The sequence below is a fragment of the Rhodococcus sp. ACPA1 genome (assembly GCF_002300195.1).
Classification (GTDB): Bacteria; Actinomycetota; Actinomycetes; order Mycobacteriales; family Mycobacteriaceae; genus Rhodococcus_F; species Rhodococcus_F opacus.
Genome location: NZ_NSDX01000003.1, coordinates 1289136 through 1313173 on the forward strand (window position 1 = coordinate 1289136; position 24038 = coordinate 1313173).

Annotated in this window: 22 protein-coding genes and 1 pseudogene; 13 read left to right on the forward strand and 10 right to left on the reverse strand. The window is 67.4% G+C overall.

Annotated features, from left to right (window positions below):
• Positions 1–6 precede the first annotated feature (6 nt).
• The 5 genes from pssA to CJ177_RS16460 form a co-directional block, all read right to left on the reverse strand.
• Positions 7–870 carry a CDP-diacylglycerol--serine O-phosphatidyltransferase gene (gene pssA / locus CJ177_RS16440; protein WP_005251763.1) on the reverse strand — a complete coding sequence of 288 codons (864 nt, stop codon included), beginning with the start codon at positions 868–870 and terminating at the stop codon, positions 7–9.
• Positions 867–1580, reverse strand: a complete 714-nt coding sequence (locus CJ177_RS16445) for a phosphatidylserine decarboxylase (RefSeq protein ID WP_005251765.1) — start codon at positions 1578–1580, stop codon at positions 867–869. The genes pssA and CJ177_RS16445 overlap by 4 nt, the downstream gene beginning before the upstream one ends.
• 62 nt (positions 1581–1642) lie before the next feature.
• Complete coding sequence (locus CJ177_RS16450) at positions 1643–2680, reverse strand: MerR family transcriptional regulator (RefSeq protein WP_179443230.1); 1038 nt, start codon at positions 2678–2680, stop codon at positions 1643–1645.
• The gene (locus tag CJ177_RS16455; RefSeq protein ID WP_095868135.1) at positions 2655–3170 is read right to left on the reverse strand and encodes a hypothetical protein; all 516 of its coding nucleotides are present in this window, start codon (positions 3168–3170) and stop codon (positions 2655–2657) included. Before CJ177_RS16455 ends, CJ177_RS16450 begins: the two co-directional genes overlap by 26 nt.
• A gap of 43 nt (positions 3171–3213) precedes the next feature.
• Complete coding sequence (locus CJ177_RS16460; RefSeq protein ID WP_005251771.1) at positions 3214–3669, reverse strand: SRPBCC family protein; 456 nt, start codon at positions 3667–3669, stop codon at positions 3214–3216.
• 477 nt (positions 3670–4146) lie between these two features.
• On the opposite strand from CJ177_RS16460, the gene hutH reads away from it, so the two are divergent.
• Positions 4147–5694, forward strand: a complete 1548-nt coding sequence (hutH, locus tag CJ177_RS16465) for a histidine ammonia-lyase (protein ID WP_095868136.1) — start codon at positions 4147–4149, stop codon at positions 5692–5694.
• 70 nt (positions 5695–5764) lie between these two features.
• Positions 5765–6628, forward strand: a complete 864-nt coding sequence (locus tag CJ177_RS16470; protein WP_005251779.1) for an alpha/beta fold hydrolase — start codon at positions 5765–5767, stop codon at positions 6626–6628.
• A 7-nt stretch (positions 6629–6635) separates the two neighbouring features.
• On the opposite strand, the gene CJ177_RS16475 is transcribed toward CJ177_RS16470, so the two are convergent.
• Together CJ177_RS16475 and CJ177_RS16480 are read right to left on the reverse strand one after the other, a co-directional pair.
• Complete coding sequence (locus CJ177_RS16475) at positions 6636–7892, reverse strand: FAD-binding oxidoreductase (protein ID WP_095868137.1); 1257 nt, start codon at positions 7890–7892, stop codon at positions 6636–6638.
• Positions 7893–7977: 85 nt separating this feature from the next.
• Positions 7978–9141: a helix-turn-helix domain-containing protein gene (locus tag CJ177_RS16480; protein WP_061041764.1), complete on the reverse strand. Its 1164-nt coding sequence runs from the start codon at positions 9139–9141 to the stop codon at positions 7978–7980.
• A 147-nt stretch (positions 9142–9288) separates the two neighbouring features.
• On the opposite strand from CJ177_RS16480, the gene CJ177_RS16485 reads away from it, so the two are divergent.
• From CJ177_RS16485 to CJ177_RS16510, 7 genes and pseudogenes are all read left to right on the forward strand, one after another.
• Positions 9289–10290, forward strand: coding sequence for a zinc-binding alcohol dehydrogenase family protein (locus tag CJ177_RS16485; protein ID WP_179443246.1), 1002 nt, complete (start codon positions 9289–9291; stop codon positions 10288–10290).
• Between the two features lie 12 nt (positions 10291–10302).
• Complete coding sequence (locus tag CJ177_RS16490) at positions 10303–11196, forward strand: universal stress protein (RefSeq protein ID WP_005251795.1); 894 nt, start codon at positions 10303–10305, stop codon at positions 11194–11196.
• Positions 11117–11299 (forward strand): annotated as a pseudogene (locus CJ177_RS49405) (hypothetical protein); the annotation flags it as partial. The gene CJ177_RS16490 and the pseudogene CJ177_RS49405, both read left to right, overlap by 80 nt.
• Positions 11300–11336: 37 nt before the next feature.
• Positions 11337–12116, forward strand: coding sequence for an HAD-IIA family hydrolase (locus CJ177_RS16495; protein ID WP_005251797.1), 780 nt, complete (start codon positions 11337–11339; stop codon positions 12114–12116).
• A gap of 80 nt (positions 12117–12196) precedes the next feature.
• Positions 12197–12751 carry a DUF6764 family protein gene (locus CJ177_RS16500; RefSeq protein WP_005251799.1) on the forward strand — a complete coding sequence of 185 codons (555 nt, stop codon included), beginning with the start codon at positions 12197–12199 and terminating at the stop codon, positions 12749–12751.
• 228 nt (positions 12752–12979) lie between these two features.
• Positions 12980–14605 (forward strand): chaperonin GroEL, encoded by a 1626-nt coding sequence (groL, locus tag CJ177_RS16505; RefSeq protein WP_005251801.1) that lies wholly within the window; start codon positions 12980–12982, stop codon positions 14603–14605.
• A gap of 274 nt (positions 14606–14879) precedes the next feature.
• Positions 14880–15845, forward strand: coding sequence for an alpha/beta hydrolase family protein (locus CJ177_RS16510; RefSeq protein ID WP_095868139.1), 966 nt, complete (start codon positions 14880–14882; stop codon positions 15843–15845).
• Between the two features lie 576 nt (positions 15846–16421).
• Here the strand turns inward: CJ177_RS16510 and CJ177_RS16515 are convergent.
• Positions 16422–16628 (reverse strand): PspC domain-containing protein, encoded by a 207-nt coding sequence (locus tag CJ177_RS16515; protein ID WP_005251806.1) that lies wholly within the window; start codon positions 16626–16628, stop codon positions 16422–16424.
• A 784-nt stretch (positions 16629–17412) separates the two neighbouring features.
• Here CJ177_RS16515 and CJ177_RS16530 point away from each other — a divergent pair.
• Both CJ177_RS16530 and CJ177_RS16535 read left to right on the forward strand, forming a co-directional pair.
• Entirely contained in the window at positions 17413–18456 is a 1044-nt protein-coding gene (locus CJ177_RS16530; RefSeq protein ID WP_061041759.1) for an alpha/beta hydrolase family protein, read from the forward strand.
• A gap of 94 nt (positions 18457–18550) precedes the next feature.
• Positions 18551–19363 carry an alpha/beta fold hydrolase gene (locus CJ177_RS16535; RefSeq protein ID WP_061041766.1) on the forward strand — a complete coding sequence of 271 codons (813 nt, stop codon included), beginning with the start codon at positions 18551–18553 and terminating at the stop codon, positions 19361–19363.
• 39 nt (positions 19364–19402) lie between these two features.
• Here CJ177_RS16535 and CJ177_RS16540 read toward each other — a convergent pair whose 3' ends face one another.
• Positions 19403–21424, reverse strand: a complete 2022-nt coding sequence (locus CJ177_RS16540; protein WP_005251815.1) for a prolyl oligopeptidase family protein — start codon at positions 21422–21424, stop codon at positions 19403–19405.
• Between the two features lie 124 nt (positions 21425–21548).
• On the opposite strand from CJ177_RS16540, the gene lpdA reads away from it, so the two are divergent.
• Positions 21549–22949: a dihydrolipoyl dehydrogenase gene (gene lpdA, locus CJ177_RS16545; RefSeq protein ID WP_005251816.1), complete on the forward strand. Its 1401-nt coding sequence runs from the start codon at positions 21549–21551 to the stop codon at positions 22947–22949.
• A gap of 112 nt (positions 22950–23061) precedes the next feature.
• Entirely contained in the window at positions 23062–23508 is a 447-nt protein-coding gene (locus tag CJ177_RS16550; RefSeq protein ID WP_025433160.1) for a DUF5709 domain-containing protein, read from the forward strand.
• Positions 23509–23577: 69 nt separating this feature from the next.
• Here CJ177_RS16550 and CJ177_RS16555 read toward each other — a convergent pair whose 3' ends face one another.
• Positions 23578–23988 carry a helix-turn-helix domain-containing protein gene (locus CJ177_RS16555; RefSeq protein WP_005563350.1) on the reverse strand — a complete coding sequence of 137 codons (411 nt, stop codon included), beginning with the start codon at positions 23986–23988 and terminating at the stop codon, positions 23578–23580.
• Positions 23989–24038: the final 50 nt, after the last annotated feature.

Sequence of the window (24038 nt, forward strand, 5' to 3'; positions counted from 1 at the left end):
AGCGAACTATCGGGCCCGGGGACGGCGCAGTCCGAGCCGTGCGGCGGATCGCCTTCCGCGAGCGTCGGGCTGACGCCGGATGGCCCGCCGCTCGGACGGCTTGATGTCCCACGTCTCGGGTCGCGCGGCCACCCACCGCTTGGAATGGACCGCGAACGGAATGTGCCCGAGGTACACCGCGACGAGCGCGATCAGCAGGATGTACGGGTACGTGACCAGAGCCGCCGCCGCGAGCGCCACGAGGACGAGCAGACCGGCCGCCATGTGCGGCGGCACCGACACCGTCTTCAGCGCGAGCGTGGGGATCCGGCTGACGATCAGCGCCGCGGAGATCACGGTCCACGCCACGACGACGGGATACGACGACCACCAGCCGTCGCCCCACTGCGCCGCGGCAGCCAGCGGGGTCAGCGCGACCAGCGCACCCGCGGGCGCCGGGACACCCGTGAAGTACTCGTTGGCGTAGCCCGGCATGTCGTCCTCGTCGAGGAGCGTGTTGAACCGGGCCAGCCGCAGCACGATGCTCACCGCGTAGATCAGGGCGATGATCCAGCCGAAACTCTGTCCGTCCAGCAGCGTGACGTAGAGGACGAGGGCCGGTGCGACGCCGAACGAGATGGAATCGGCAAGCGAATCCAGCTCGGCGCCCATCTTGCTGGTGGCGTCGAGCATCCGCGCGATCCGGCCGTCGAGCGAGTCGAGGACCGCGGCCGCACCGATCATGGCCAACGCCGTTCCCAGGTCGCCGTCGAGGGCGAACTTGACGGCGGACAGCCCCGCGCACAGCGCGAGGATCGTGACCACGCTCGGCAGGAGCCGGACCGCCTGCTGTGGTCGACCCCTCCGCTGTTGCTTCGCGTTGGCGATCACGGCAGTTGAGCGATGACGGTCTCGGCACCGATCGTCCGCTGCCCCCGCTCGGCGAGCAACGTGGTGCCCGCCGGGAAGTACGTGTCGACGCGGGAGCCGAACCGGATCAGGCCGTACGTGTCACCGATCGGGAGGGTGTCGCCGACCTTGGCGTCGCAGACGATCCGGCGGGCGAGCAGACCGGCGATCTGCACGACGGCGACGTCGTGGCCCTCCGGGGTGTGCAGCAGCATGCTGTTGCGTTCGTTGACCTCGCTGGCGTCGGCGAGATCGGCGGAGAGGAACTGGCCCGGCCGGTGGACGACCTTCGTGACCTCTCCACCGACAGGACTGCGCTGGACGTGCACGTCGAGCACGGACAGGAAGATGCTGACCCGGGGCAGCGGCTCGGTGCCCATGTCGAGTTCGGACGGCGGGACCGCGGAGTCGACGAGAGCGACCTCGCCGTCGGCGGGTGCGACCACGACGCCGACACGGTTCGGCGGAACGCGGTGGGGATGCCGGAAGAACGCGGCGCATGCTGCGGCGGAGGTCAGCGCTCCACGCCGGACCCACTTGCGCTTGCGGCCGAGGACGGCCACACCGAGTGGCGCGAGGACGAAGGGCAGCCCGGCCGGATGCAGGGGCGGAACTGCTCCGCGGACGAGGTCGACGATGTGCCCGACGCTCGTGGATTGCGGGGTTCCGGGGGGTGTGGGCTTGCGTGCCACGGGCTCCTCTAACTGTGTCGGACGGACGTGCTGCCTGCGCGCCATCGCGCCGCACTCACAGATTACGTGAGCGCTACCGGCTGCAACGGCATCAGGAGAGAGTACGCACTCCCGGGGTCCGATGTGTGAACGGATCGTGGCCGGATGGCGAGCGGCGTGATGGGTCCGCCCACCTGGAACGTCAGCTGCTCGCCCGGCAGCGCGTCGACGGCTTCGAGGAGAAAACCGGTGTTCACCTGCACATGGAAGCGCACGGGCCGCTCCGTCGCCGGGCTGCCGACGACGATCTCGCCCGACACGAGAACGCCGAGATCCACCCGGTCGCCGGCGTCTGCCAGACGTGCGCGCAGGTCCGCCGAGGAGAAGGTGTGTTCGATTCCGCGGTCGCGGGGCGACAGACCGCGATGGTCGGGGAACGCGCCGTCGACGAGGCGGGTGGTGAGCAGCTCGGCGCCGCAGCGGAGGGTGACGCCGTCGGCGCCGACGACGACGGTCACCGTGTCGTGGCGACCCAGCAGTCCGGCCGCGTCGTCCAGGAACGTGCACGGGACGACGGCGGAGATCGGTTCGTCCGGCGGTTCGAGGACGGCCACCGTGCCGACCGCCAGCCGGTAGCGGTCGGTGGTGACGAGCCGCAGCACGTCGTCGTCGGTTTCCAGGAGGCAGCCGCGCAACACCGGGAACTGCGAGTCGGCGTCGGCGGCGAAGCGCACCGAGCCGAACGCGGTGAGGAGGTCGGTGGTGCGGAGGACGACCGTGCATTCCCGCGCCGCTCGCGCGTCGAGCAGGCGGTGAATCCTCGTCAGTTCGTGCCGGGCGTCGTCCAGCCCCTTCTCGAGCCGGCCGAGATGCCGGTCGAGAAGTCCGTGGGCGTCCGTGCCGCTCAGCACGGCCGCCATCTCTTTCACCGGCATTCCCACCCGGCGCATCGCGGCGACGAGGACCGCTGCGTCCACCTGCCGGTCGGCGTACCAGCGGTAGCCCGTGCGCCGGTCCACCACGTGCGGGGTGAGCACGCCTGCCTTGTCGTAGAACCTCAGCGCGCTGACCGACAGACCGGACGCCCGGGCGAGTTCACCGATGCTGAGCACGGTGCTCACTCTGCCCCTGCGGTCCGACAGCCTCGGCGTCGAGTTCTGCGCGGAGTCGCTCGACGGCCCCGCGGATCATCCGCCCGTATCCGTTTTCGGCGAGGTGTTCGCAGCTCTGCGCGGCCCGATCGAGATGGTGGCGTGCCTCGGACGACTGGCCGAGCGCGTGATGAGCGGCCGCCACGTTGAGGTGCAGCGACGGGTAGAACCCCGCGACCCGCAGCGAGGAATGGTGCTGCCGAGCCCGGTCGTCGGTCAGCGAGTCGGCGGCGTGGAGGGCTCGCAGGTCCCAGCGCAGTTCCTCGGCGGGGTCGGTCTGGACGTCCGCCATGTAGTGGGCCAGCGTGACGACGTGCAACGGGTCGGGTGTGTCGTCGCCGGGACCGGCGAGGGCGTCCCACACCTCCTCGAAGATGCGTCGGGCGCCCTCCCGATCACCCGCTACTGCCAGTTCCTGTCCCTGCGCGATCCTCGCCATGACGGCGTCCGGTGTGTCCATGCGGACGACGCTGAGGCCTCGACCAGGTCGAGGGTCAACCGGACTACGTGCGTTCGGCCGCCGACTTGATGCGGGCGAGGGTGGTGTTCATGCCGTTCACGAGGTCGACCTCGAAGTCCTCGTTGCCGCCGAGGACGGTCTTGACCAGGAACTGCGACACCTTCGACGTTCCGGTCGGGGCTTCGCGGCGCTCCGTGACCTTGGTTCCGCCTGCCGTCGGCTCGAGTTCGTACGACCAGATGGTGCGGTTCTCGAGGATCCGGAACGCGATGGTCTTGTTCGGCTGGAACTTCACGACCTTCGACGTGGTCGGCCACACGAGGAAGCCCTTGCGGTTGATGTTGACGGTTTTGGTGCCCTCTTCGACGACGCCACCGAGGACGCGCATCTTGCGGCACTGGGGGCTCCATTCGCCCATCCGCTTCAGATCCGACACGACGGCCCACACGTCTTGCGGGGTCGCGTCGATGTCGATGCTTGCTTCGAGGGTGTTTGCCATCGGCTGTCTCCAGTCAGGGAAGGTGGTACGTAAGGTAACAACTACTTTGGCGTCATGGTAGGCGCTCGTGCCCGAGAGGTGTGCGGTAGGTCACTGAATTCTCGTCCCGACTGCAGTTTTCCTGCACTTCCGCGCGCCTCATCGAAACCGTGTAACCAAAGGGGCACGATGGGCGATGAGTCAAGAGCGCGACGAAATGTCGCCGATGCAATGGCGCAAATGGAAAGTTGTCGAGTCGGTGTTCGGAAGTGATCGGTAGTGAATGTTCATTCGATCCTGCGGTGGGACCGCAGCCCTCTCCCTCTACTCGAATCAGCCCGATTGCAAGGACGTCCGTCCTCGTGGCCGAGTGAAAAACTCGAACGTCTGATGACGCCACGCGAAATCGAGGAAGCTCTCCGCGGCCGGTTGTAGACGCCGTCGTCGCTCCCGCAATCTCGTCACTCTCCGCCCGACCGGGGGGGGAGACTGGGGGTTGTGGGAGCCGAAGAGTCTGTCGTTGTCGGAACCGGAGCGGTCTCCGCCGAGGAAGTGATCCGGGTGGCGCGTCTCGGCGCGCCGGTGCGGATCTCGCGGGACGCGATGTCGGCCATGGCGGAAACCCGGAAACGCATCGAGGCGCTGGCCGAGGATCCGAAGCCCGTGTACGGGATCTCGACGGGTTTCGGGGCCCTCGCCACCCGGCACATACCCTCTGCGCTGCGGACGCAGCTGCAGCGCAGTCTGGTGCGCTCGCATGCCGCCGGAAACGGTCCCGAGGTGGAACGCGAGGTCGTGCGTGCTCTGATGCTGCTGCGGCTGTCGACCCTGGCCACCGGCAGGACCGGCGCGCGGCCGGAGGTCGCGCAGGTCTACGCGTCGCTCCTGTCGGCGGGGATTACTCCGGTGGTCCACGAGTACGGCAGCCTCGGGTGCTCCGGCGATCTGGCGCCGCTGGCGCACGTCGCGCTCGCGGTGATCGGTGAGGGCACGGTGCGGGACGCGGACGGCGAATCGATGCCGGCGGCGAAGGCGCTGTCCGCCGCCGGTATCGCACCGGTCGTCCTCGAGGAGAAGGAGGGGCTGGCCCTGATCAACGGCACCGACGGCATGCTCGGCATGCTGGTGCTGGCGTGCGAGGACCTGCACGGGCTGCTGCGTCTGGCCGACGTGACGGCGGCGATGAGTGTGGAGGGGCTGCTCGGCACCGACCGGGTGTTCGCCCCGGACCTGCAGGCGCTGCGGCCGCACCCCGGTCAGGCCCGCGCCGCCGCGAACATGGTTCGGTTGCTCGCCGGCTCGGAGATCGTGCAGAGCCACGCCGATCCCAGCTGCACGGTGGTGCAGGACGCGTACTCGTTGCGGTGCGCACCGCAGGTGGCCGGGGCGGCGCGGGACACGCTCGCGCACGCCGAGCGGGTGGCGTCGTGGGAACTGGCGAGCGCCGTCGACAATCCGGTGGTCACGCTGGACGGGCGGGTGGAGTCGAACGGTAATTTTCACGGGGCGCCGGTCGGGTACGTGCTGGACTTCCTGGCGATCGTCGTCGCGGATGTGGCGAGCATGAGCGAGCGCCGCACCGACCGTTTCCTCGACGTCGCCCGCAATCATGGGCTGCCGCCGTTCCTGGCCGACGATCCGGGGGTGGACAGCGGCCACATGATCGCCCAGTACACCCAGGCGGCGATCGTCTCGGAGTTGAAGCGGCTGGCGGCGCCGGCGAGTGTGGATTCGATTCCGTCGTCGGCGATGCAGGAGGATCACGTGTCGATGGGGTGGTCGGCGGCCCGGAAGCTGCGCCGGGCGGTCGACGGACTGACCCGGGTCCTGGCGATCGAGGCGTTGACGGCTGCTCGTGCGCTGGACCTTCGTGCCCCGCTGGCGCCGTCGCCGGCGACGGGTGCGGTGCGGGACACGATCCGTGAGCATGTTCCCGGACCGGGGACCGATCGTCACCTCGCGCCGGAGATCGAGGCCGCGGTCACCCTCGCGGCCTCCGGCGCGCTGGTCGCGAGCGCGGAGACGGTGGTGGGAAAGCTGGACTGAGCGGCGTGCCCCGCGGCTCGTTGATGTCTCGAGCTTTGCGAACTACCGTGGAATGCAGGAGATGGTCCTCATGACTCTCGCGGAGTTCGACACACGCAGGAAGACCGTCGACACGGACCGTGGTCCGGTGAGCTACCTCGATTCCGGCACCGGCCGTGTGGCCTTCTTCATTCACGGTGTCGGGACCTCCGGCTACCTCTGGCGCAACGTGATCCGTCAACTCGAGGGAGAACGGCGGTGCGTCGCCCTCGACCTTCCGCTGCACGGTCACACCCCCGCCGCGCCTGATCAGGACTTCACCCTCGGCGCACTCGCCGGCGTGGTCGCGGCCACGTGCGACGCGCTGGGGCTGTCGAAGGTCGACGTCGTCGCCAACGACACCGGTGGGGCGGTCGCGCAGATCTTCGCGGCCCGGCACCCCGACAGGTTGTCGTCGCTGACGTTGACGAACTGCGAAACCCATGACAACGTGCCGCCGAAGGCGTTCCTTCCCGCCGTGCTGCTCGCCCGGGCGGGACTGCTCGCCCGGATTGCGCGACCGCTGGCGAGGAACGTGTCGAGGGCTCGTAAGTTGTTGTACGGCAGTGGGTATCAGAACGTGCGATCACTGCCGGAGGAAGTCGTGGCGTCGTACGTCGAGCCGCTGCTCGGCACCCACGACCGAGCACTACTTTTCCAGCGCTGGATCGCGTCCCTCCATCCACGCGATCTGCTCGCGGTCGAGTCGGACCTCGCGGCACTCGAGGTACCCACACTCGTCGTGTGGGGAACCGGGGACGTGTTCTTCCGGACGAAGTGGGCCTACTGGCTGCGCGACCTCATCCCGGGGGCGCGGGAAGTGGTGGAGATCCGGGGTGGCAAGTTGTTCTTCCCCGACGAGCGGTCGCGCGAACTGGTCGTCGAATTGCGCAGATTCTGGGCAGCCCGTTCCTGAGCCGCGCTCAGCGCAGGGGGTCGAAATGCCGCATGACGCCGGGAACCTCGCCGCCGGTCATGGAGTCGGCCAGAATGCGTCCGGTGAGCGGCCCCAGCGCGATGCCCCACATTCCGTGACCGCCCGCCACGTGCACGCGGGGGGAGCGAGTGGCGCCGACGAGCGGAAGTCCGTCGGTGGTGCAGGGCCGGGACCCGACCCACTCCTCCTGACGCGATTCCCAGTCGATGCCGGTGAACATGGGCGTCGCGGCGTCGATGATCGCCTGGACACGGCGCGGATCGAGAGGTGCGTCGGGACTGCGGAATTCCATCATTCCGGCGACGCGGAAACGGTCCTGCAACGGCGTGCACGCCACTCGCTGGGTGGGGAAATAGATCGGGTTCTTCGGCATCTGCTGGGGCTGGACGCTGAAGCTGTAGCCGCGGCCGGCCTGCACGAGGGCGCGGACACCGAACGGGCGGGCGAGTGCATTGAGGCGTGCGCCGCTGGCGATGACGACGGCATCGGCGGCTACCGCGTCGCCGGTGGCCGAGACCAGCCGGACCCCCGACCGTCCCCGATCCTGCACAGCCGTCACGTCGAAGCCGGGCCTGATCTCGCCGCCACGGGCCCGGACGGCGTCGGCGAGTGAGTGCACGAAGCGCGGCGGGTCGATGAAACGTTGGTTGCGCAGCCTCAGACCGGAGTGCACACCGTTGCCGAGACTCGGCTCGAGAGAGTGGATCTCGTCCCTGTCGACGCGGTCGTACTCGACCTCCCCGCCGGCGGCCTCGACGTGACGGAACTCGTCGACGAGCGCTTCGCGGTCCTCGTCCGACTTGAACGCGGTGAGGAACGGGTCGGCGAGATGGGTGTGCTCCCGCACGCCGCCGTCCGCGAGTTCGTCGTAGGCGCCCAGGGAGATCCGGTTGACCTCGGCGTACACCTTCATCGCGTCCGCCCACCGGGAGGGCGTGCAGTGCCGGGCGAAGCCGACGAGGAAACGCACCAGTCGCAGATCGGTCGTGAAGGGAACGTAGACCGGCGACGACGGATTCAGCATCGCGCGCAGCCCGTACTTCAACACGGCGGGCTCGGGCAGCGGCAGCGTCAATGCCGGTGCGAGCCAACCCGCATTGCCCCAGGACGCGTCCGACGCGACACCATCCCGGTCGACGACCGTGACGCGCACGCCACGCTCCTGGAGGAACCACGCCGCGGACAATCCGACGACGCCTGCTCCGACGATCGCGGCATGGTCAGGGCGCTGCACTGTGCTCATGACTCCATCATCGGTCGGCGACGGCGCCGGGGGAGTAGCCGTTCGGCCAGTCCCGGACAGCGCCCCCTGTGCAATCGGCCAGGGGTCACATATCCCGCAGTCCCGTCAGCTTCAGATGCAACATCAGAATGAGCCGGGTGTCCGCGTCGGTCAGGTCCACATCGCACGAATCGACGCAGCGTCGCAATCGGTTCCTCAGGGTGTTGGGGTGCACGTGCAGTGCGGCCGCCGCATCGGCGACATCGCCGCCGTGGGCCAGGAAGGCACGGGCCGTGGCCACGAGATCGGTCCCGTGCTGCTCGTCGTGCCGGGTCAGCGCGGCGAGCGGGGTGAGCTCGCCCAGGCCGTCGAAGATGTCCGCGACGCGCAACGCCAGCACCGACGCGAGACTGTCCCGCATCGTCCCGACGACTCCGCCGGACCGGGCGTGCTGCAGGACGGTGAGGACCCGGTCGGCGTCCCCCCGCGACAGGTGAGCCTGGCTCGCCGTAGTCACTTCGCGTCCGACGGCGACCACGAACGCGGCCCCGCTGCGGGCGCGTCCGAGGAAATTCTCGGCGAGGCGCCGGACGTCCTTCTCCGATGCGGCGATGACCACGTAGATGACGTCGTCGAGCTGGGCGGCGACCGAATCGACCGCCAACGTGTCGAGGTACAGGCCGAGGGAGGCGAGCAAGCCGGACGGCAGCGGGCGCCCGATCGCGACCGGGGCGGCCGCCGCGACGGTCAGCCTTCCCCCCAGCCGGAGGTCGTCGGCGGCGCGGAAGGCGGGCTCGCCACCGTTGATCAGTGCACGCACCCGATCGACCTGCATCCGGCGCGTCACGTCCACCCGTTCCCGCTCCGCCGCGATGTGTTCGGCGACGACGGGGACCGCGGACCGCAAAATCGATTCCTGTTCCGGGGTGGGGGCGGACGTCATCGCCGCCCAGATGGACCCGACCGAGCGTCCCGCGTCCCGCACCGCGATCACCGCGCGGGGAGTCATGTTCGGCATCCGCATGTCCACGTAGAAGACGTCGGTGTCGCGATGCAGGCGTTCGAAGATACCGGCGTCCTCGAGGAGCTGCCGGTACTTCCCGGGCACCTGCCGTCCCAGGATGGTCTCGATGCGGGCTTGGTCCACAGCCTGCTCGCCGCTCGAATAGGCCAGAACCGTCGAGTTCTCGTCCTCGATCGTGATCGGCGCGCCGATCAGCTCGGCCAGCGACCCCGCCACCGTGAACAGGTCTTCACCGCGCAGGTCCATGTCTGGGAGCCTAGTTGCCGGGGACGGTCCGGCCCGGTCTTCGCCGCGACACCGTGTCATCGAGACACGGGGCTCCGGGTCCTGGCGGTGGCCACCCCGCACGGGCATTGTGGGGGTATGGCGGCGGCGCAGGGCGGAACCGGAACGATGGCCGCGTGGCGCGTGGTCGCGCCGGGCCCCGTCGCGGGCCACCCTGTGGAACTCGGACGTGAGACCGTTCCCGAGCCGGGACCGGGCGACCTTCTCGTGAAGGTGCTGGCGTGCGGAGTGTGCCGCACCGACCTGCACGTGACCGAAGGGGATCTGCCCGTGCACCGGGCCCGGGTGGTTCCCGGCCACGAGGTGGTGGGGGAGGTTGCCGCACTGGGTGATTCGGTGTCGGGGTCCTTCGCGGTCGGCGACCGGGTGGGTATCGCCTGGCTGCGTCACACCTGCGGACATTGTGCCGCCTGCCTGCGCGGCGCGGAGAACCTGTGCAGGCAGTCGCAGTACACGGGTTGGGACGCGGACGGTGGATACGCCGAATTCGCGACGGTCCCGGCCGACTACGCGCTGCACCTGCCGGAGGGCTACTCGGACACCGAACTCGCACCACTGCTGTGCGCCGGGATCATCGGATACCGCGCACTCGACCGTGCCGCGGTCCCCGACGGCGGTGCACTGGGCATCTACGGGTTCGGCGGCAGCGCGCACCTCACCGCCCAGATCGCGTCGATCCGCGGCGCCCGGGTGCACGTCATGACGCGTGGGGCGGAGGCCCGTGCGCTGGCGCAACGACTCGGGGCGGCATCCGTGCAGGGAGTGCGCGACGTGCCGCCGGAGCCCCTCGACTCCGCGATTCTGTTCGCCCCGGTGGGCGATCTGGTGCCCGTGGCGATGGAGGCGCTCGCCGACGGCGGCACCCTCGCCGTCGCGGGGATCCACCTCTCCGACATTCCCGCGCTCGAGTATCAGAGGCATCTGTTCCGGGAACGGCAGATCCGTAGCGTCACCGCGAATACCCGTTCGGATTCCGTCGAATTCCTGCGGATCGCAGCGGAACACCGGCTGAGTATCGACATCCATCCGTACCCACTCGACCGCGCCGACCGGGCCCTGCGTGACCTGGCCGGCGGAAAGTTCAGCGGTGCAGCAGTTCTCGAGCCGTAGAGGGAGAGAGATATGAGCGAACATGCAGGGGCGCCCGTGGTCGTCGGCGTCGATGGTTCACGCGCCGCGCTCGACGCGGCGCGCTGGGCCGCGGGCACGGCGGTCCGGCTCGACGCCCCACTCCTGCTCGCCCACACCTACCCGGACGAGGCCACGTTCTACAACGGCACCGCGATGATGATCGACGCCCAGTTCATCCAGGAACTGCGCGAGGACGGCAACTCGATGCTCGACGCCACCACCGCAGCCGTCCTGCAGGACCATCCCGGACTCGCCGTCGAGCGCGACGTCCGATCGGGCGCGGCGGCGTCCCACCTGATCGAGTTGTCGAGGGCGGCGCGGATCGTGGCGCTCGGTGCGCAGGGTGCGGGCGCGGTCACCGACTACCTCCTCGGGTCCACGGTGCTCCGGACGGTCAATCACGCGCACAGCCCGGTCGCGGTCGTCCGGGGAGCGCCCGCGACGGCGGCACCGGACAACCGCCCGATCGTCGTCGGTGTGGACGGTAGCCAGGTCAGCGAGAACGCCGTCGAGGAGGCGTTCGCACTCGCGTCCGCGTTCGGCGTCGGTCTGGACGTGGTGCACGCGTGGAGCGGAGAGAAGCAGCACGGGCTCGCACATGCGTCGAAGTACGTGGACTGGACCGCCTACGAGGAAGGGGAGAAGGCCGTCGTGTCCGAATGCCTCGCCGGCATCCGGGACGAGTACCCGGACGTGCCGGTGAACGAGATGACGACACAGGGGGTGTCCGCCGACGTCCTCCTGCGGCACGCGACGACGGCGCAACTGCTGGTGGTCGGAAGCCACGGCCGCGGCAAGGTGCTGGGTGCCCTGCTCGGATCCGTCAGCCAGAATCTGGTGCACCACGCACCCTGTCCCGTCCTCGTCTGCCGGGCTCGGCAGTGACACCGTCCGAGCCGGGCTCGGCAGTGACACCGTCCGAGCCGGGCTCGGCAGTGACACCGTCCGAGCCGGGCTCGGCAGTGACACCGTCCGAGCCGGGCTCGGCAGTGACACCGTCCGAGCCGCGCGGATAGGCTCCTGTCATGGCTGGGGTCGAGGGTGTCCTGCTCGATATCGACGGGGTGCTGGTTACTTCGTGGCATCCGATCGACGGTGCCGCCGCCGCGGTGCGGGAGGTGCGCGAGCGCGGACTCGCGTGTGCCTACCTCACCAACACGACGTCCCGGACGTGCGACGAGATCGCCGACGCCCTGCGGTCGGCGGGCATCGAGGCCGACTCCGGCGAGATCGTCACGGCGGCCCGGCTCACCGCGGAGTACGTCCGGTCGACCTACCCCGGGTCGCGGGCCTGGGTCCTCAACAGCGGCGACATCACAGCAGATCTGTCCGGGATCGAACTGGACGACGACGATCCCGACGTGGTGATCCTCGGCGGCGCCGGGCCGGAATTCACTCACGACGCACTCAGCCGCGTGGTGGAGTTGATGCTCGATGGCGTCCCCGTCGTCGCGATGCACCGGGCCACCACATGGGCCACCCACGACGGGCTGCGCATCGACACAGGCACCTACCTCCCGGGTATGGAGGAGGTCGCGGGAACCAACGTCGTCTCGGTGGGCAAGCCGTCGCTCGCGGCGTTCCTCACCGCCACCGATCTGATGGGCACGGAACCGGACGCGACAGTGATGGTCGGTGACGATCTGACGAATGACGTCCTGGCCGCGCAGCGGGTGGGACTGACCGGCGTTCTGGTGCGGACGGGCAAGTTCCGCCAGTCGGTTCTGGACCTCGCCCCGCAGCGACCGGACCACGTCGTCGACTCGGTCGCGCAGCTGCCGAAGCTCCTCGACGAACTCGCCTGACCGCGGTCCGGGACTAACCGCCCGCGAGCGGGTACTCTCGCGGCGAATCCTCCAATTCGACGTTCCCAGAAGGAGCTTCCATGCTCGCTGTCTCCACACCCGTCACCTCGACCGCCTCGGCATCTCGTACTCGTATCTCGACTCTGTTCGGCCGACGGCTGGCACGTGTGGGAGCGGCGATGGCCGTGGGTCTGGGCGTCGCGGCGGGCATCTCGGTGGCCGGCGCAGGCGTCGCCGGTGCCGCCCCCGTCAACTGTGTCTCCCCGCCGTCGGCGAACGACGTCCAGGTGTCGGACACCGCGAGCTGCGGTGCCAAGGCGACCGACGCCGGCGTCGCCCACGCGATGGCCGCGGACAGCGGCACCGCGGTGAGTGTCGCCAACGGACACAGCGGCGCCACCACGTACGCCAACGGATACGGAACGTCGCTCGGTGCGTCGACCGGCTCGGGTCAGGCGTACGCGCTCGCGCTCGGCGGCGGCATCGCCCGTTCCGGTGCGGCCGACGGCACCACCACCGTCGCGATCGCCGGGTGGGGTTCGGGTGCGACTGCCGACGCGAACGGCGTCGACTGCGTCGGTGCCCTGTCCCTCGCGTTCAACGTGAACACCGGTCAGGTCTGCGCGATGCGCTGATCGCCCGGCGCACCGGTTCCGTCCCGACCTTGCACTCACCCTGTCCGAGTGCTAAAAATGCACTTGGCACTCACGACGCGTGAGTGCCAGGTCGGGACGGTGAGACCGGGAACCAAAGACACCCCTGGTCGTCCGTCGCGGGCACCGAACTCGGCCGAAGGCGTAAATGAGGCGACCCGACTAGCGGTCGCCTTGTGTGTCACCCCCAATCCGGAGGATCACTTCGCAATGGCCAAGATCATCGCGTTCGACGAAGAGGCCCGTCGCGGCCTCGAGCGGGGACTCAACGCCCTCGCCGACGCAGTCAAGGTGACGTTGGGCCCCAAGGGTCGCAACGTCGTGCTCGAGAAGAAGTGGGGCGCCCCCACGATCACCAACGATGGTGTTTCCATCGCCAAGGAGATCGAGCTGGAGGACCCCTACGAGAAGATCGGTGCCGAGCTGGTCAAGGAGGTCGCCAAGAAGACGGACGACGTCGCCGGCGACGGAACCACCACCGCTACCGTTCTCGCCCAGGCTCTCGTCCGTGAGGGTCTCCGCAACGTCGCTGCCGGCGCCAACCCGCTGGGTCTGAAGCGCGGCATCGAGAAGGCCGTCGAGGCCGTCACCGTGCGTCTGCTCGAGACCGCCAAGGAGATCGACACCAAGGAGCAGATCGCTGCTACCGCTGGTATCTCCGCAGGCGACCCGTCCATCGGCGAGCTCATCGCCGAGGCCATGGACAAGGTCGGCAAGGAAGGCGTCATCACGGTCGAGGAGTCCAACACCTTCGGCCTGCAGCTCGAGCTCACCGAGGGCATGCGCTTCGACAAGGGCTACATCTCGGCGTACTTCGCCACCGACCCGGAGCGTCAGGAAGCCGTCCTCGAGGACGCGTACATCCTGCTCGTGAGCTCCAAGATCTCCACGGTCAAGGACCTGCTGCCGCTGCTGGAGAAGGTCATCCAGTCCGGCAAGCCGTTGGTCATCATCGCCGAGGACGTCGAGGGCGAAGCCCTGTCCACCCTGGTGGTCAACAAGATCCGTGGCACCTTCAAGTCCGTGGCCGTCAAGGCTCCCGGCTTCGGTGACCGTCGCAAGGCTCAGCTCGCCGACATCGCCATCCTCACCGGTGGCGAGGTCATCAGCGAAGAGGTCGGCCTCTCCCTGGAGACCGCCGGACTCGAGCTGCTCGGCCAGGCACGCAAGGTCGTCATCACCAAGGACGAGACCACCATCGTCGAAGGCGCGGGAGACCCCGAGGCCATCGCCGGTCGCGTGTCGCAGATCCGTGCCGAGATCGAGAACAGCGACTCCGACTACGACCGCGAGAAGCTGCAGGAGCGCCTGGCCAAGCTGGCCGGTGGCGTTGCAGTCATCAAGGCCGGCGCTGCCACCGAGGTGGAGCTCAAGGAGCGCAAGCACCGCATCGAAGATGCCGTGCGTAACGCCAAGGCTGCCGTCGAAGAGGGCATCGTCGCCGGTGGTGGCGTGGCTCTGCTGCAGTCGGCTCCCGCGCTCGACGACCTGAAGCTCGAAGGTGACGAGGCCACCGGTGCGAACATCGTTCGCGTCGCCCTCGAAGCACCGCTGAAGCAGATCGCCTTCAACGCGGGCCTCGAGCCCGGCGTCGTTGCCGAGAAGGTTCGCAACCTGCCTGCAGGTCACGGCCTCAACGCCTCGACCAACGAGTACGGCGACCTGCTCGAAGCCGGCATCAACGACCCGGTCAAGGTCACCCGCTCCGCGCTGCAGAACGCAGCGTCCATCGCGGCTCTGTTCCTGACCACCGAGGCCGTCGTCGCCGACAAGCCGGAGAAGGCCGGAGCGCCCGTGGGCGACCCGACCGGCGGCATGGGCGGTATGGACTTCTAAAGGCGGCTACGCCTCCTGTGAGTGGTTGAGGAGTCCTCGGACTCGCCCACCACTCACGGGCACGAAGTGCTCGAAGAGCCCGGGACACCATCTGGTGTCCCGGGCTCTTTCTTGTCTGTGACCTGCCCTTTCTCATGAACTGGTCGGTTGTTCAACTGTTTTTCGCATTTCGGTCTCGGGCCGCGGAAATTCGGGTAAAAAGGACCTTTAGCAACCCTCCCGAACGACTTTTCGGTTCGCTGCGGCGTGGGTACGACAGAAGAGGACGAGACGAATGCGTTGTGGGCAAACGCGGCGTTACGCACGCTGGACGGCGCTGCCGTTGACGGCCGGTCCACCGGAGGCGTCGGCCGGACCCGAACCCGAACCCGAACCCGTGACGGTGCACGTCTATTCCCCGTCGATGGACCGGGTCGTTCCGGTGGCGGTGCAGACACCCGCGGACACCAGCGTCCCGCGCCCCACGCTGTATCTCCTCAACGGCGCCGGGGGCGGTGAGGACGAGGCGACGTGGCAACACCAGGCCGACGTCGAGTCGTTCTTCGCCGACAAGAACGTGAACGTCGTGACGCCGCTCGCCGGCGCCTTCAGTTACTACACGGACTGGCAACGCGACGACCCCGAACTCGGACGCAACAAGTGGACGACGTTCCTCACTCAGGAGTTGCCACCGATCATCGATGCGGAGTTCGGGACGTCGGGAGTCAACGCCATCGCGGGCATCTCCATGGCGGGCACGTCGGTACTGAGCCTCGCGATCGCGGCCCCGTCGCTGTATCGGGGCATCGGCGCCTACAGCGGATGCGCCGAAACGAGCACCGACGCCGGGCAGTTCTACGTCCGGACCGTGGTCGAGAGTCGCGGCGGAGCCGACTCGGAAAACATGTGGGGACCGCTGGGTGGCCCCGGCTGGGTCGCGAACGACCCGTTGGTCAACGCCGAGAAGCTTCGTGGCACAGCCATGTTCATCTCCTCGTCCACGGGACTTCCCGGGGAGCACGACACTCTGACCGCCAGGTCGGTCGACGGCGATCCGTCAGTGCTGGCCAACCAGGTGATCGTCGGCGGGATCATCGAGGCGGCGGTCGACAGCTGCACTCACCGACTGGCGTCACGATTCGACGAGCTCGGCATCGACGCGACGTTCGACTTCCGGCCCTCGGGGACGCATTCGTGGGGCTACTGGGAAGACGACCTGCACGAGTCGTGGCCGATGCTTGCCACCGCCATGGGGTGGTAAAGGGAGTATTCGCTCAGATCATGTGAATCCTGTTCTGCTGCAGCATAGCGGTGAACCCGGCACTCGCTTCGGGGAGGGCCGGCCTCACGCTGCCCGTCTCCGTCCCACCCCGGATTGCTCGAGAGTTGTTGCAGAAGAATAGTTTTCGAAACAGTCACGTTCTCGCAGAGGTTGATGCTTTAATGTGAGGGACGGTGACGGAGACTGAATTCCGTTGCTGCGCACCAGGTAACAGGAGGATTCATGGGAAGCACGACCCTGACCGACATCATCACTTTCGTCTTCGATCTGCTCGCGCAAAGCGCCACGTTCTTCAGCTGATCAGGTCACCCCTCGGCGCTGCCGGGGTAGTTCGTCACCGAAAGCGGCGCACTGTGCGTCCATGAAGATGGAGGAAGAATGGGAAGCATCACCAACGGCTGGGAAGCGATCAGCCAGTTCACTCAGCTCATCCTGGCGATCATTCCGGCCCTCGTCACAGGCTCTCTGTGACCCCGGCGCGTCGGTAGATCTCGTGTCGGCAGTGGCCGTGGATTCGTTCCACGGCCACAGTGCTTTTCGGTGCCGTCGCCTGCGTCAGTGTCCGGCCGGCATCAGCATCCAGGCGGCGAGGTAGACGAGGGCCGCGGTGCCGCCGGTGACCAGCGTGGCGACCACGGTGAGCAGCCGGACGAGGTTGACGTCCACCGAGAAGTATTCGGCGATGCCGCCGCAGACGCCTGCGAGCATCTTCTGGTTGTCGGAACGGGTGAACTGGCGGGGAGTGTTGCTGTCGAATGTCATGCTTCCATTCTGTTCGGCGGGGCCTGCCGGCACATCGGGATGTACCCCGATCTCGACCCTGGTCTTTCACCCTGAGTGCCCGCTCCACGCCGCCCGACGTTCGTGTCTCGGGGTCGATCGTTCTCCGTGTCCTCGCCGCGCCGAAGAACTCGATATCCCACACTTCGGGTCGATTCGGTGTAAGAATGAAAACTTTTGCCAAATGATAATGAATTTCGAGACGAATCGGATGCGTTCACCGGGGCGAAAGAAGAGGTGTTCGAATTCGTCGACGCCTCTTTCTCGCGCGAGTGTTTCAAGGGCAATGACAAGAAAAAGTCCGGAAACAATGCAACGAGGTATGTTCTGTCACTCTTCGATTACGAGAACGTGGATCCGGAGGTCGTGTTGACCATATATGCCCTGCTAGAGGTGCATGTTTTGACGATAATTGAGAAGTAGCCAGTACTCATTGGCGGGTTCGTCGTTAAGTCAACGATCGCAAATGTTTACCACTTTGTGCTTATTCGAGGAGAAAACTCGGGTACAAATGACGGAGCCCCTGATCGCGGGGGGAAGTTCGAAATCCACTGCGTCGAAAAGGAGTAATACTATGTCCGACAGCTTTCTGACTCTGCTCGAAGCGCTCACCACACTGATCGACTTCATCGGGTCCGTCGCGGAATAGGGACACCCCCGTTTCGACCCCACTTCTCGACGAGAGCTGGAGTCCACATGACATCATGTGGGCTCCAGCTCTCGCCTCTTCGGAGTCGGGCAGGTGACGTCGCAGCGAAGGAGAACGATGGTCAACCGCACTGCAGCGGGTAGGTACGGGGTGCGGTTTGCGCTCGCGGTCGCCCTGACGGCGGCGATTCCGTGCCTCGGAGTCCAGGCGTCCGCTTCCGCCGATCCGACTGGAGACGCCGCTGTCGCGGACGGTGGCTCCCATCTGGTGAGCACCGACGAGATCGACGACCGGCAGTTGACCATGCAGGTGTACTCGGCCTCCATGGACCGGGAGATTCCACTGCGGGTCATCACCCCCGCGGACACCAGCGAACCGAGGCCGACGCTGTACCTGCTCAACGGGGCGGGCGGCGGCGAGGACTCCGCCACGTGGCAGGCCAGGACCGATGTCGTCGACTTCTTCGCCGACAAGAACGTCAACGTGGTCACGCCCATGGAGGGCGCGTTCAGTTACTACACGGACTGGGAGCAGACCGACCCGGAACTGGGCAACAACAAGTGGACGACGTTCCTCACGCAGGAACTTCCGCCGATCGTCGATTCCGCGCTCGGCACCAACGGCGTCAACTCGATCGCCGGCATCTCGATGGCGGGTAGTTCGGTGCTGAGCCTGGCGCAGTCGGCTCCCGGCCTGTACGAGAGCGTCGGCGCCTACAGCGGCTGCGCGATGACCAGCACGGACCCCGGCCGCACGTACGTGCGGCTGGTCGTCGAGGGCCGCGGCGGCGGCGACACCTCCAACATGTGGGGACCGGAAGACGGCCCCGGCTGGACGGCCAACGACCCGTATATCAACGCGGAGAAGCTGCGCGGACTCGACGTCTACGTCAGCAACGGATCCGGACTGCCCGGGCCCGGCGACCAGCTGAACGGGCCGGGGATCAACGGCGACGTCGGAACGCTCGCCAACCAGATCCTCCTCGGCGGCGCCATCGAGGCGGCCACCAACCAGTGCACCCACGCGCTCGCGGACAAGCTGAACGAACTGCAGATTCCCGCAACGTTCGACTTCCGGCCCGTCGGCACGCATTCGTGGTCGTACTGGGAAGAAGACCTGCACAAGTCGTGGCCGATGCTCGCTGCGTCGATCGGCCTGTAGTCACCGGTCTCGGATGAGACTCGACCCCCGCAGATCCCGGATCTGCGGGGGTCGAGCCGTCTAGTCTGACGAAGTGGAGACAGTACCGATCCAGATGCCCGACGGAACCACCACTCCGGTTCGCCTGTTTCCCGGCCCGGACGAGGCCCCCGTCATCGTGGTGTTTCCCGGCCTGGGAATTCCCGCCGGCTACTACGAACCTTTCGCCGAGGAACTCGTGTCCCGGGGGTTCAACGCGGCAATCGGCGAGCTCCGCGGCCAGGGCGACAGTCGCCCCCGCCCGAGCAGCGCCAGCACGTACGGCTACCACGAACTGGTGGCCCTCGACTTTCCCGCGATCTTCGAAGTGGTGCGGGAGCGCTTTCCCGCCGCCACGCCCTTCCTGCTCGGACACAGCATGGGGGGTCAGCTCGGTGTGATGTACGCGGCCCGGATCCGCGGCCGGCTCGGCGGGATCGTGCTCGTCGCGTCCGGGTCGCCGTATCACCGGGGGTTCCCCGGCATCCATGCCCCGCGGATGCTGGTGGGCGCCGCGGCGATGTCGATGACGGCCAACCTTGCGGGGTTCTGGCCCGGCGACAAACTCGACATCGGAGGATTCGGGCGGCAGTCCAAGGCGCTGATCACCGATTGGTCGCGATTCGCCCGCACCGGCAGGATCGAACCCGACGGCGCCGACATCGACTACGAGGAACGCATCGCCCGGCTGAAACTGCCGGTGCTGTCGGTGACCGTCGAGGGTGACGATCTGGCGCCGGAATCCTCGGCGAGGAACCTCCTCGCGAAGCTCCCGAACGCCGATGTCACGCTGTGGCACCAGCCGCAGCCGCTGGGGCACAACGGGTGGATCCGCGACCCGGCCGGCACCGTCGACCGGATCGTCGAGTGGATCCACGACCACACCTGACCCGTGAGTACTTGTCAACCGCCCGCGGTTGACAAGTACTCACGGGCGGGTGAGCTGCTCCCACAGGAACGTGAACGTGAGCGCCGATTTGAATGCGGCCTGCGCGTTGTCCGCGGCCCCGCCGTGCCCGCCCTCGATGTTCTCGTAGTACCAGACGTCGTGGCCCTGCTCCTCGAGCAGTGCCGTCATCTTGCGGGCGTGGCCCGGGTGGACGCGATCGTCGCGGGTGGACGTGGTGACGAGGATCGGCGGGTAGTCCGCGGTCGCGTCGGTGTTCTGATACGGCGAGTACTCGCTGATGAACTTCCAGTCGTCCGGGTTGTCCGGATCGCCGTACTCGGCCATCCACGACGCCCCGGCGAGCAGCAGGTGGTACCGCTTCATGTCGAGGAGCGGCACCTGGCAGACGATCGCCCCGAACAGTTCCGGGTAGCGGGTGAGCATGACGCCCATGAGGAGTCCGCCGTTGCTGCCGCCCTGGATCCCGAGCTGCTTCGACGTCGTGATGCCCCGGTTCACGAGGTCGCGGGCGACCGCGGCGAAGTCCTCGAACGCCTTGTGGCGACCTTCCCGCACCGCCTGGGTGTGCCACGACGGGCCGTACTCGCCGCCGCCGCGGATGTTCGCCACCACGTACGCGCCGCCGCGCTCGAGCCACGCGAACCCGACCGAACCGCTGTACCCCGGGACCATCGAGTTCTCGAAGCCGCCGTATCCGTACAGCATGGTGGGGCAGGGGCCGGTGACGTCGTCGCGGCGCACCACGAAGTAGGGGATCTCGGTTCCGTCGTCGGACACCGCGAAGTGCTGCGCCACGGACATGCCGTCCGCGTCGAAGAACGACGGCGCCTGCTTGACGGGTTCGAGCGGTCCGCCGACCGTGCCGTACAGCAGCGTCGCCGGCGTCGTGAATCCGCTGGAGTTGACGAAGAAGCTGTCGCTGGTGCGGGGATCGGTGCTGATGATTCCGCTCGCCGTGAGTTCCGGTACGCCGTCGAGAGGCTTCTCCTCCCACCCGGTGTCGTTCGGCGTGAGCACCGACAGCTTGGTCTGCACGTCCGACAGTCGCACGAGAAGGAGGTGGTTCCGGGTCCACGTTCCCTGCTCGAGTGATGTGTGCTCGTCCGGGGTGAACAGTGGCGTCAGCTCGCGTGACCCGGCGAGGAAGTCGGCGTAGTTCGCGGCGAGCAGCGACCCGGCCGGGTAGACGGTGCCGTCCACGTCCCAGTCGGTGCGCGGACGGATGGTCAACCAGTCGCGGTACACGGACGAGCCCGCGTCGTCGGGGGTGTCGATCCGGATCTTCGAGCCGTCCGGGAGCAGCTGGTAGCGCTCGGAATTGTAGAAGTCCATGGACCGGCCGACGAAGTGCCGTTCGTATCCGGGGGTGTCGTCGTAGGAGGCGCCGACGGACACGTCGGTGGTCTCGCCCTCGAAGACGGTGACCGCCTCGGTGAGCGGGGTGCCGCGATGCCAGCGTTTCGCGATTCTCGGGTAGCCGGAGTCGGTCATCGACCCTTCGCCGAAGTCGGTCCCGACGTACACGGTGTCCGTGTCGATCCAGCTGATGCTGGTCTTCGCCTCGGGGACGTCGAATGCGTGGTCACCGCCGACGAATTCGCGCTTCTCGATGTCGAACTCACGCACCACGGACGCGTCGGCTCCACCACGAGAGAACGACAGCAGGGCGCGTGACTGCTCGGGTCGCAGCACGCTGGCCCCGGCCCACACCCAGTTCTCGCCCTCCCGTTCGGCGAGGGCGTCGACGTCGAGCAGGACGTCCCACTCGGGGTTCTCCGTGCGGTACTGCTCGAGCGTGGTGCGCCGCCAGATGCCGCGCTTGTGGTCGCCGTCGCGCCAGAAGTTGTACAGGTACTCGCCGCGCATGCCGGCGTAGGGGATCCGGTCGTCCGTGTCGAGCACGTCCAGGATCCGGCTCTCGAGCGCGGAGAACTCGGCGTTCTCGGTGTACTCGGCGAGCGTGCGGGCGTTGCGCTCGCGCACCCAGTCGAGTGACCGTTCCGCGGTGACATCTTCGAGCCAGAGGAAGGGATCCGTCATGGCGCCATTCTTGCAGGCGATGTCGTGCCTGGTCGCGGCGGCAAAGGTGTGACGGATGAGGCTACTCGCGGGTAATACGACCGCGTGGAGACAGCGTTTCCGGACGGGACTACCCTGAACAACCGTGACCTCACACTATGACGTCGTTGTCCTCGGAGCCGGTCCCGGTGGGTACGTCGCTGCTATCCGCGCGGCACAGCTGGGATTGAGCACCGCCATCATCGAGCAGAAGTACTGGGGCGGTGTGTGCCTGAACGTCGGCTGCATCCCCTCCAAGGCACTTCTCCGCAATGCCGAACTTGCGCATCTCTTCACAAAAGAGGCCAAGACGTTCGGCATCTCGGGAGAGGCGTCCTTCGATTTCGGCGCCGCCTACGACCGCAGCCGCAAGGTCGCGGACGGGCGTGTCAAGGGCGTTCACTTCTTGATGAAGAAGAACAAGATCACCGAGTACGACGGCAAGGGGTCGTTCACCGACGCCAACACCCTCTCGGTCGAGCTGTCCAAGGGCGGGACGGAGACGGTGACGTTCGACAACGCCATCATCGCCACCGGTTCCACCACCAAGCTGCTGCCGGGCACCTCGCTCAGCGAGAACGTGGTCACCTACGAGGAGCAGATCCTCACCCGCGATCTCCCGGAGTCGATCCTCATCGTCGGTGCCGGCGCGATCGGCATGGAGTTCGGGTACGTCCTGAAGAACTACGGAGTGGACGTCACGATCGTCGAGTTCCTCGACCGTGCGCTGCCCAACGAGGACGCGGACGTCTCCAAGGAGATCGAGAAGCAGTACAAGAAGCTCGGCGTCACGATCAAGACCGGTGCCGCCGTCCAGAGCATCGACGACGACGGCAGCAAGGTCACCGTCTCGATCAAGAACAACAAGTCCGGCGACATCGAGACCGTCGTGGTCGACAAGGTGATGCAGTCGGTCGGATTCGCGCCCCGCGTCGAGGGCTTCGGCCTCGAGAAGACCGGCGTGCAGCTCGATCGTGGTGCGATCGGCATCACCGACACGATGCAGACGTCGGTGCCGCACATCTACGCCATCGGTGACGTGACGATGAAGCTGCAGCTGGCGCACGTCGCCGAGGCGCAGGGCGTCGTGGCCGCCGAGACGATCGCCGGCGTCGAGACGCTGCCGATCGAGGACTACCGGATGATGCCGCGGGCCACGTTCTGCCAGCCGCAGGTCGCGAGCTTCGGTCTGACCGAGCAGCAGGCCAAGGACGAGGGTTACGACGTGAAGGTCGCGACGTTCCCGTTCACCGCCAACGGCAAGGCACACGGCCTCGGTGACCCGACCGGTTTCGTCAAGCTGATCGCCGACAAGAAGTACGGCGAACTGCTCGGCGGACACCTGATCGGCCCGGACGTCTCCGAGCTGCTGCCCGAGCTGACCCTCGCACAGAAGTGGGACCTCACGGTCAACGAGCTGGCCCGCAACGTGCACACGCACCCGACGCTCAGCGAAGCCCTGCAGGAGGCCATCCACGGTCTCGCCGGGCACATGATCAACTTCTGACCCGAACACCGAGAGGGCCCGCACAGTCTCTGTGCGGGCCCTTCGCGTTTCTGACCGAGTTGCTTCCGCGATCCGATGGCGAACTGCCCGCTGCGATGGCATCGTGGGGAAGATGACCATGCCGGACAGCACGCCAGAAGGATCCGAGGGCGAGTACAGCCTGGACGAAGAGGACCAGTTGCAGCCGGAGGACACGTTGGTCGACAGAGGTGTGGACGACGTTCTCGACGAGGGCTATTCGCCTCCGGAGAGGCCGCTCGGGCTCGACGCGTACGGGACGACGGCCGCCGAGCAGCGCGAGGGTGAGACCCTCGATCAGCGGCTCGCGGAGGAGGAGCCGGACCCGGCTCTGGAAGACGACAATGCGGAGATCCTCGACGACAACGAGGTCGGGCGGCTGCGGTCGGGCCGGCTCGTCGCAGAGGACGAGGGTGTGGGCGAGGACGAGGAGAAGGACCTCGTGGCGTCCGACATCGGCATCGACGGGGGAGCGGCGTCGGCCGAGGAGGCCGCGGTCCACATCGTCGACGAGGACACCGACTTCGACGAACTCAGCTGACGCCGCGAGCGGCGTCGGCCGAGGAGGCCGCGGTCCACATCGTCGACGAGGACACCGACTTCGACGAACTCAGCTGACGCCGCGAGCGGCGTCGTACTTCTCCTGCGCTGCCCGGACGTCGGGTACGCGCGCTTCGACGAGCTCGATCAGGCCGATGAGACGTGAGCCGACCTCGGCGCCGAGCGGCGTGAGGCTGTATTCGACCTTCGGTGGAATGGCTTCGAGCACTTCGCGGACCACGAGGCCGTCTCGTTCGAGGGCCTGCAACGTCTGCGACAGCATACGTTCGCTGACGCCGTCGACGCGTCGACGGAGTGCGCTGAACCGGTAGCTGCCCTCAGTCAGCGCCGCGAGCGCGAGCACACCCCAGCGGCCGGTGACGGTTTGCAGCGTTTCGCGCGACGCGCAGTCGCGTGCGAAGACGTCGGCTTCGAGGGTGCGGTCTTCACTTTCCTGTGCTGGGTGCGCGGGCTCGGACATACGTCCAGTCTACCCCACATGCAGGAAGTGCTTACGGGAACATTTGCACT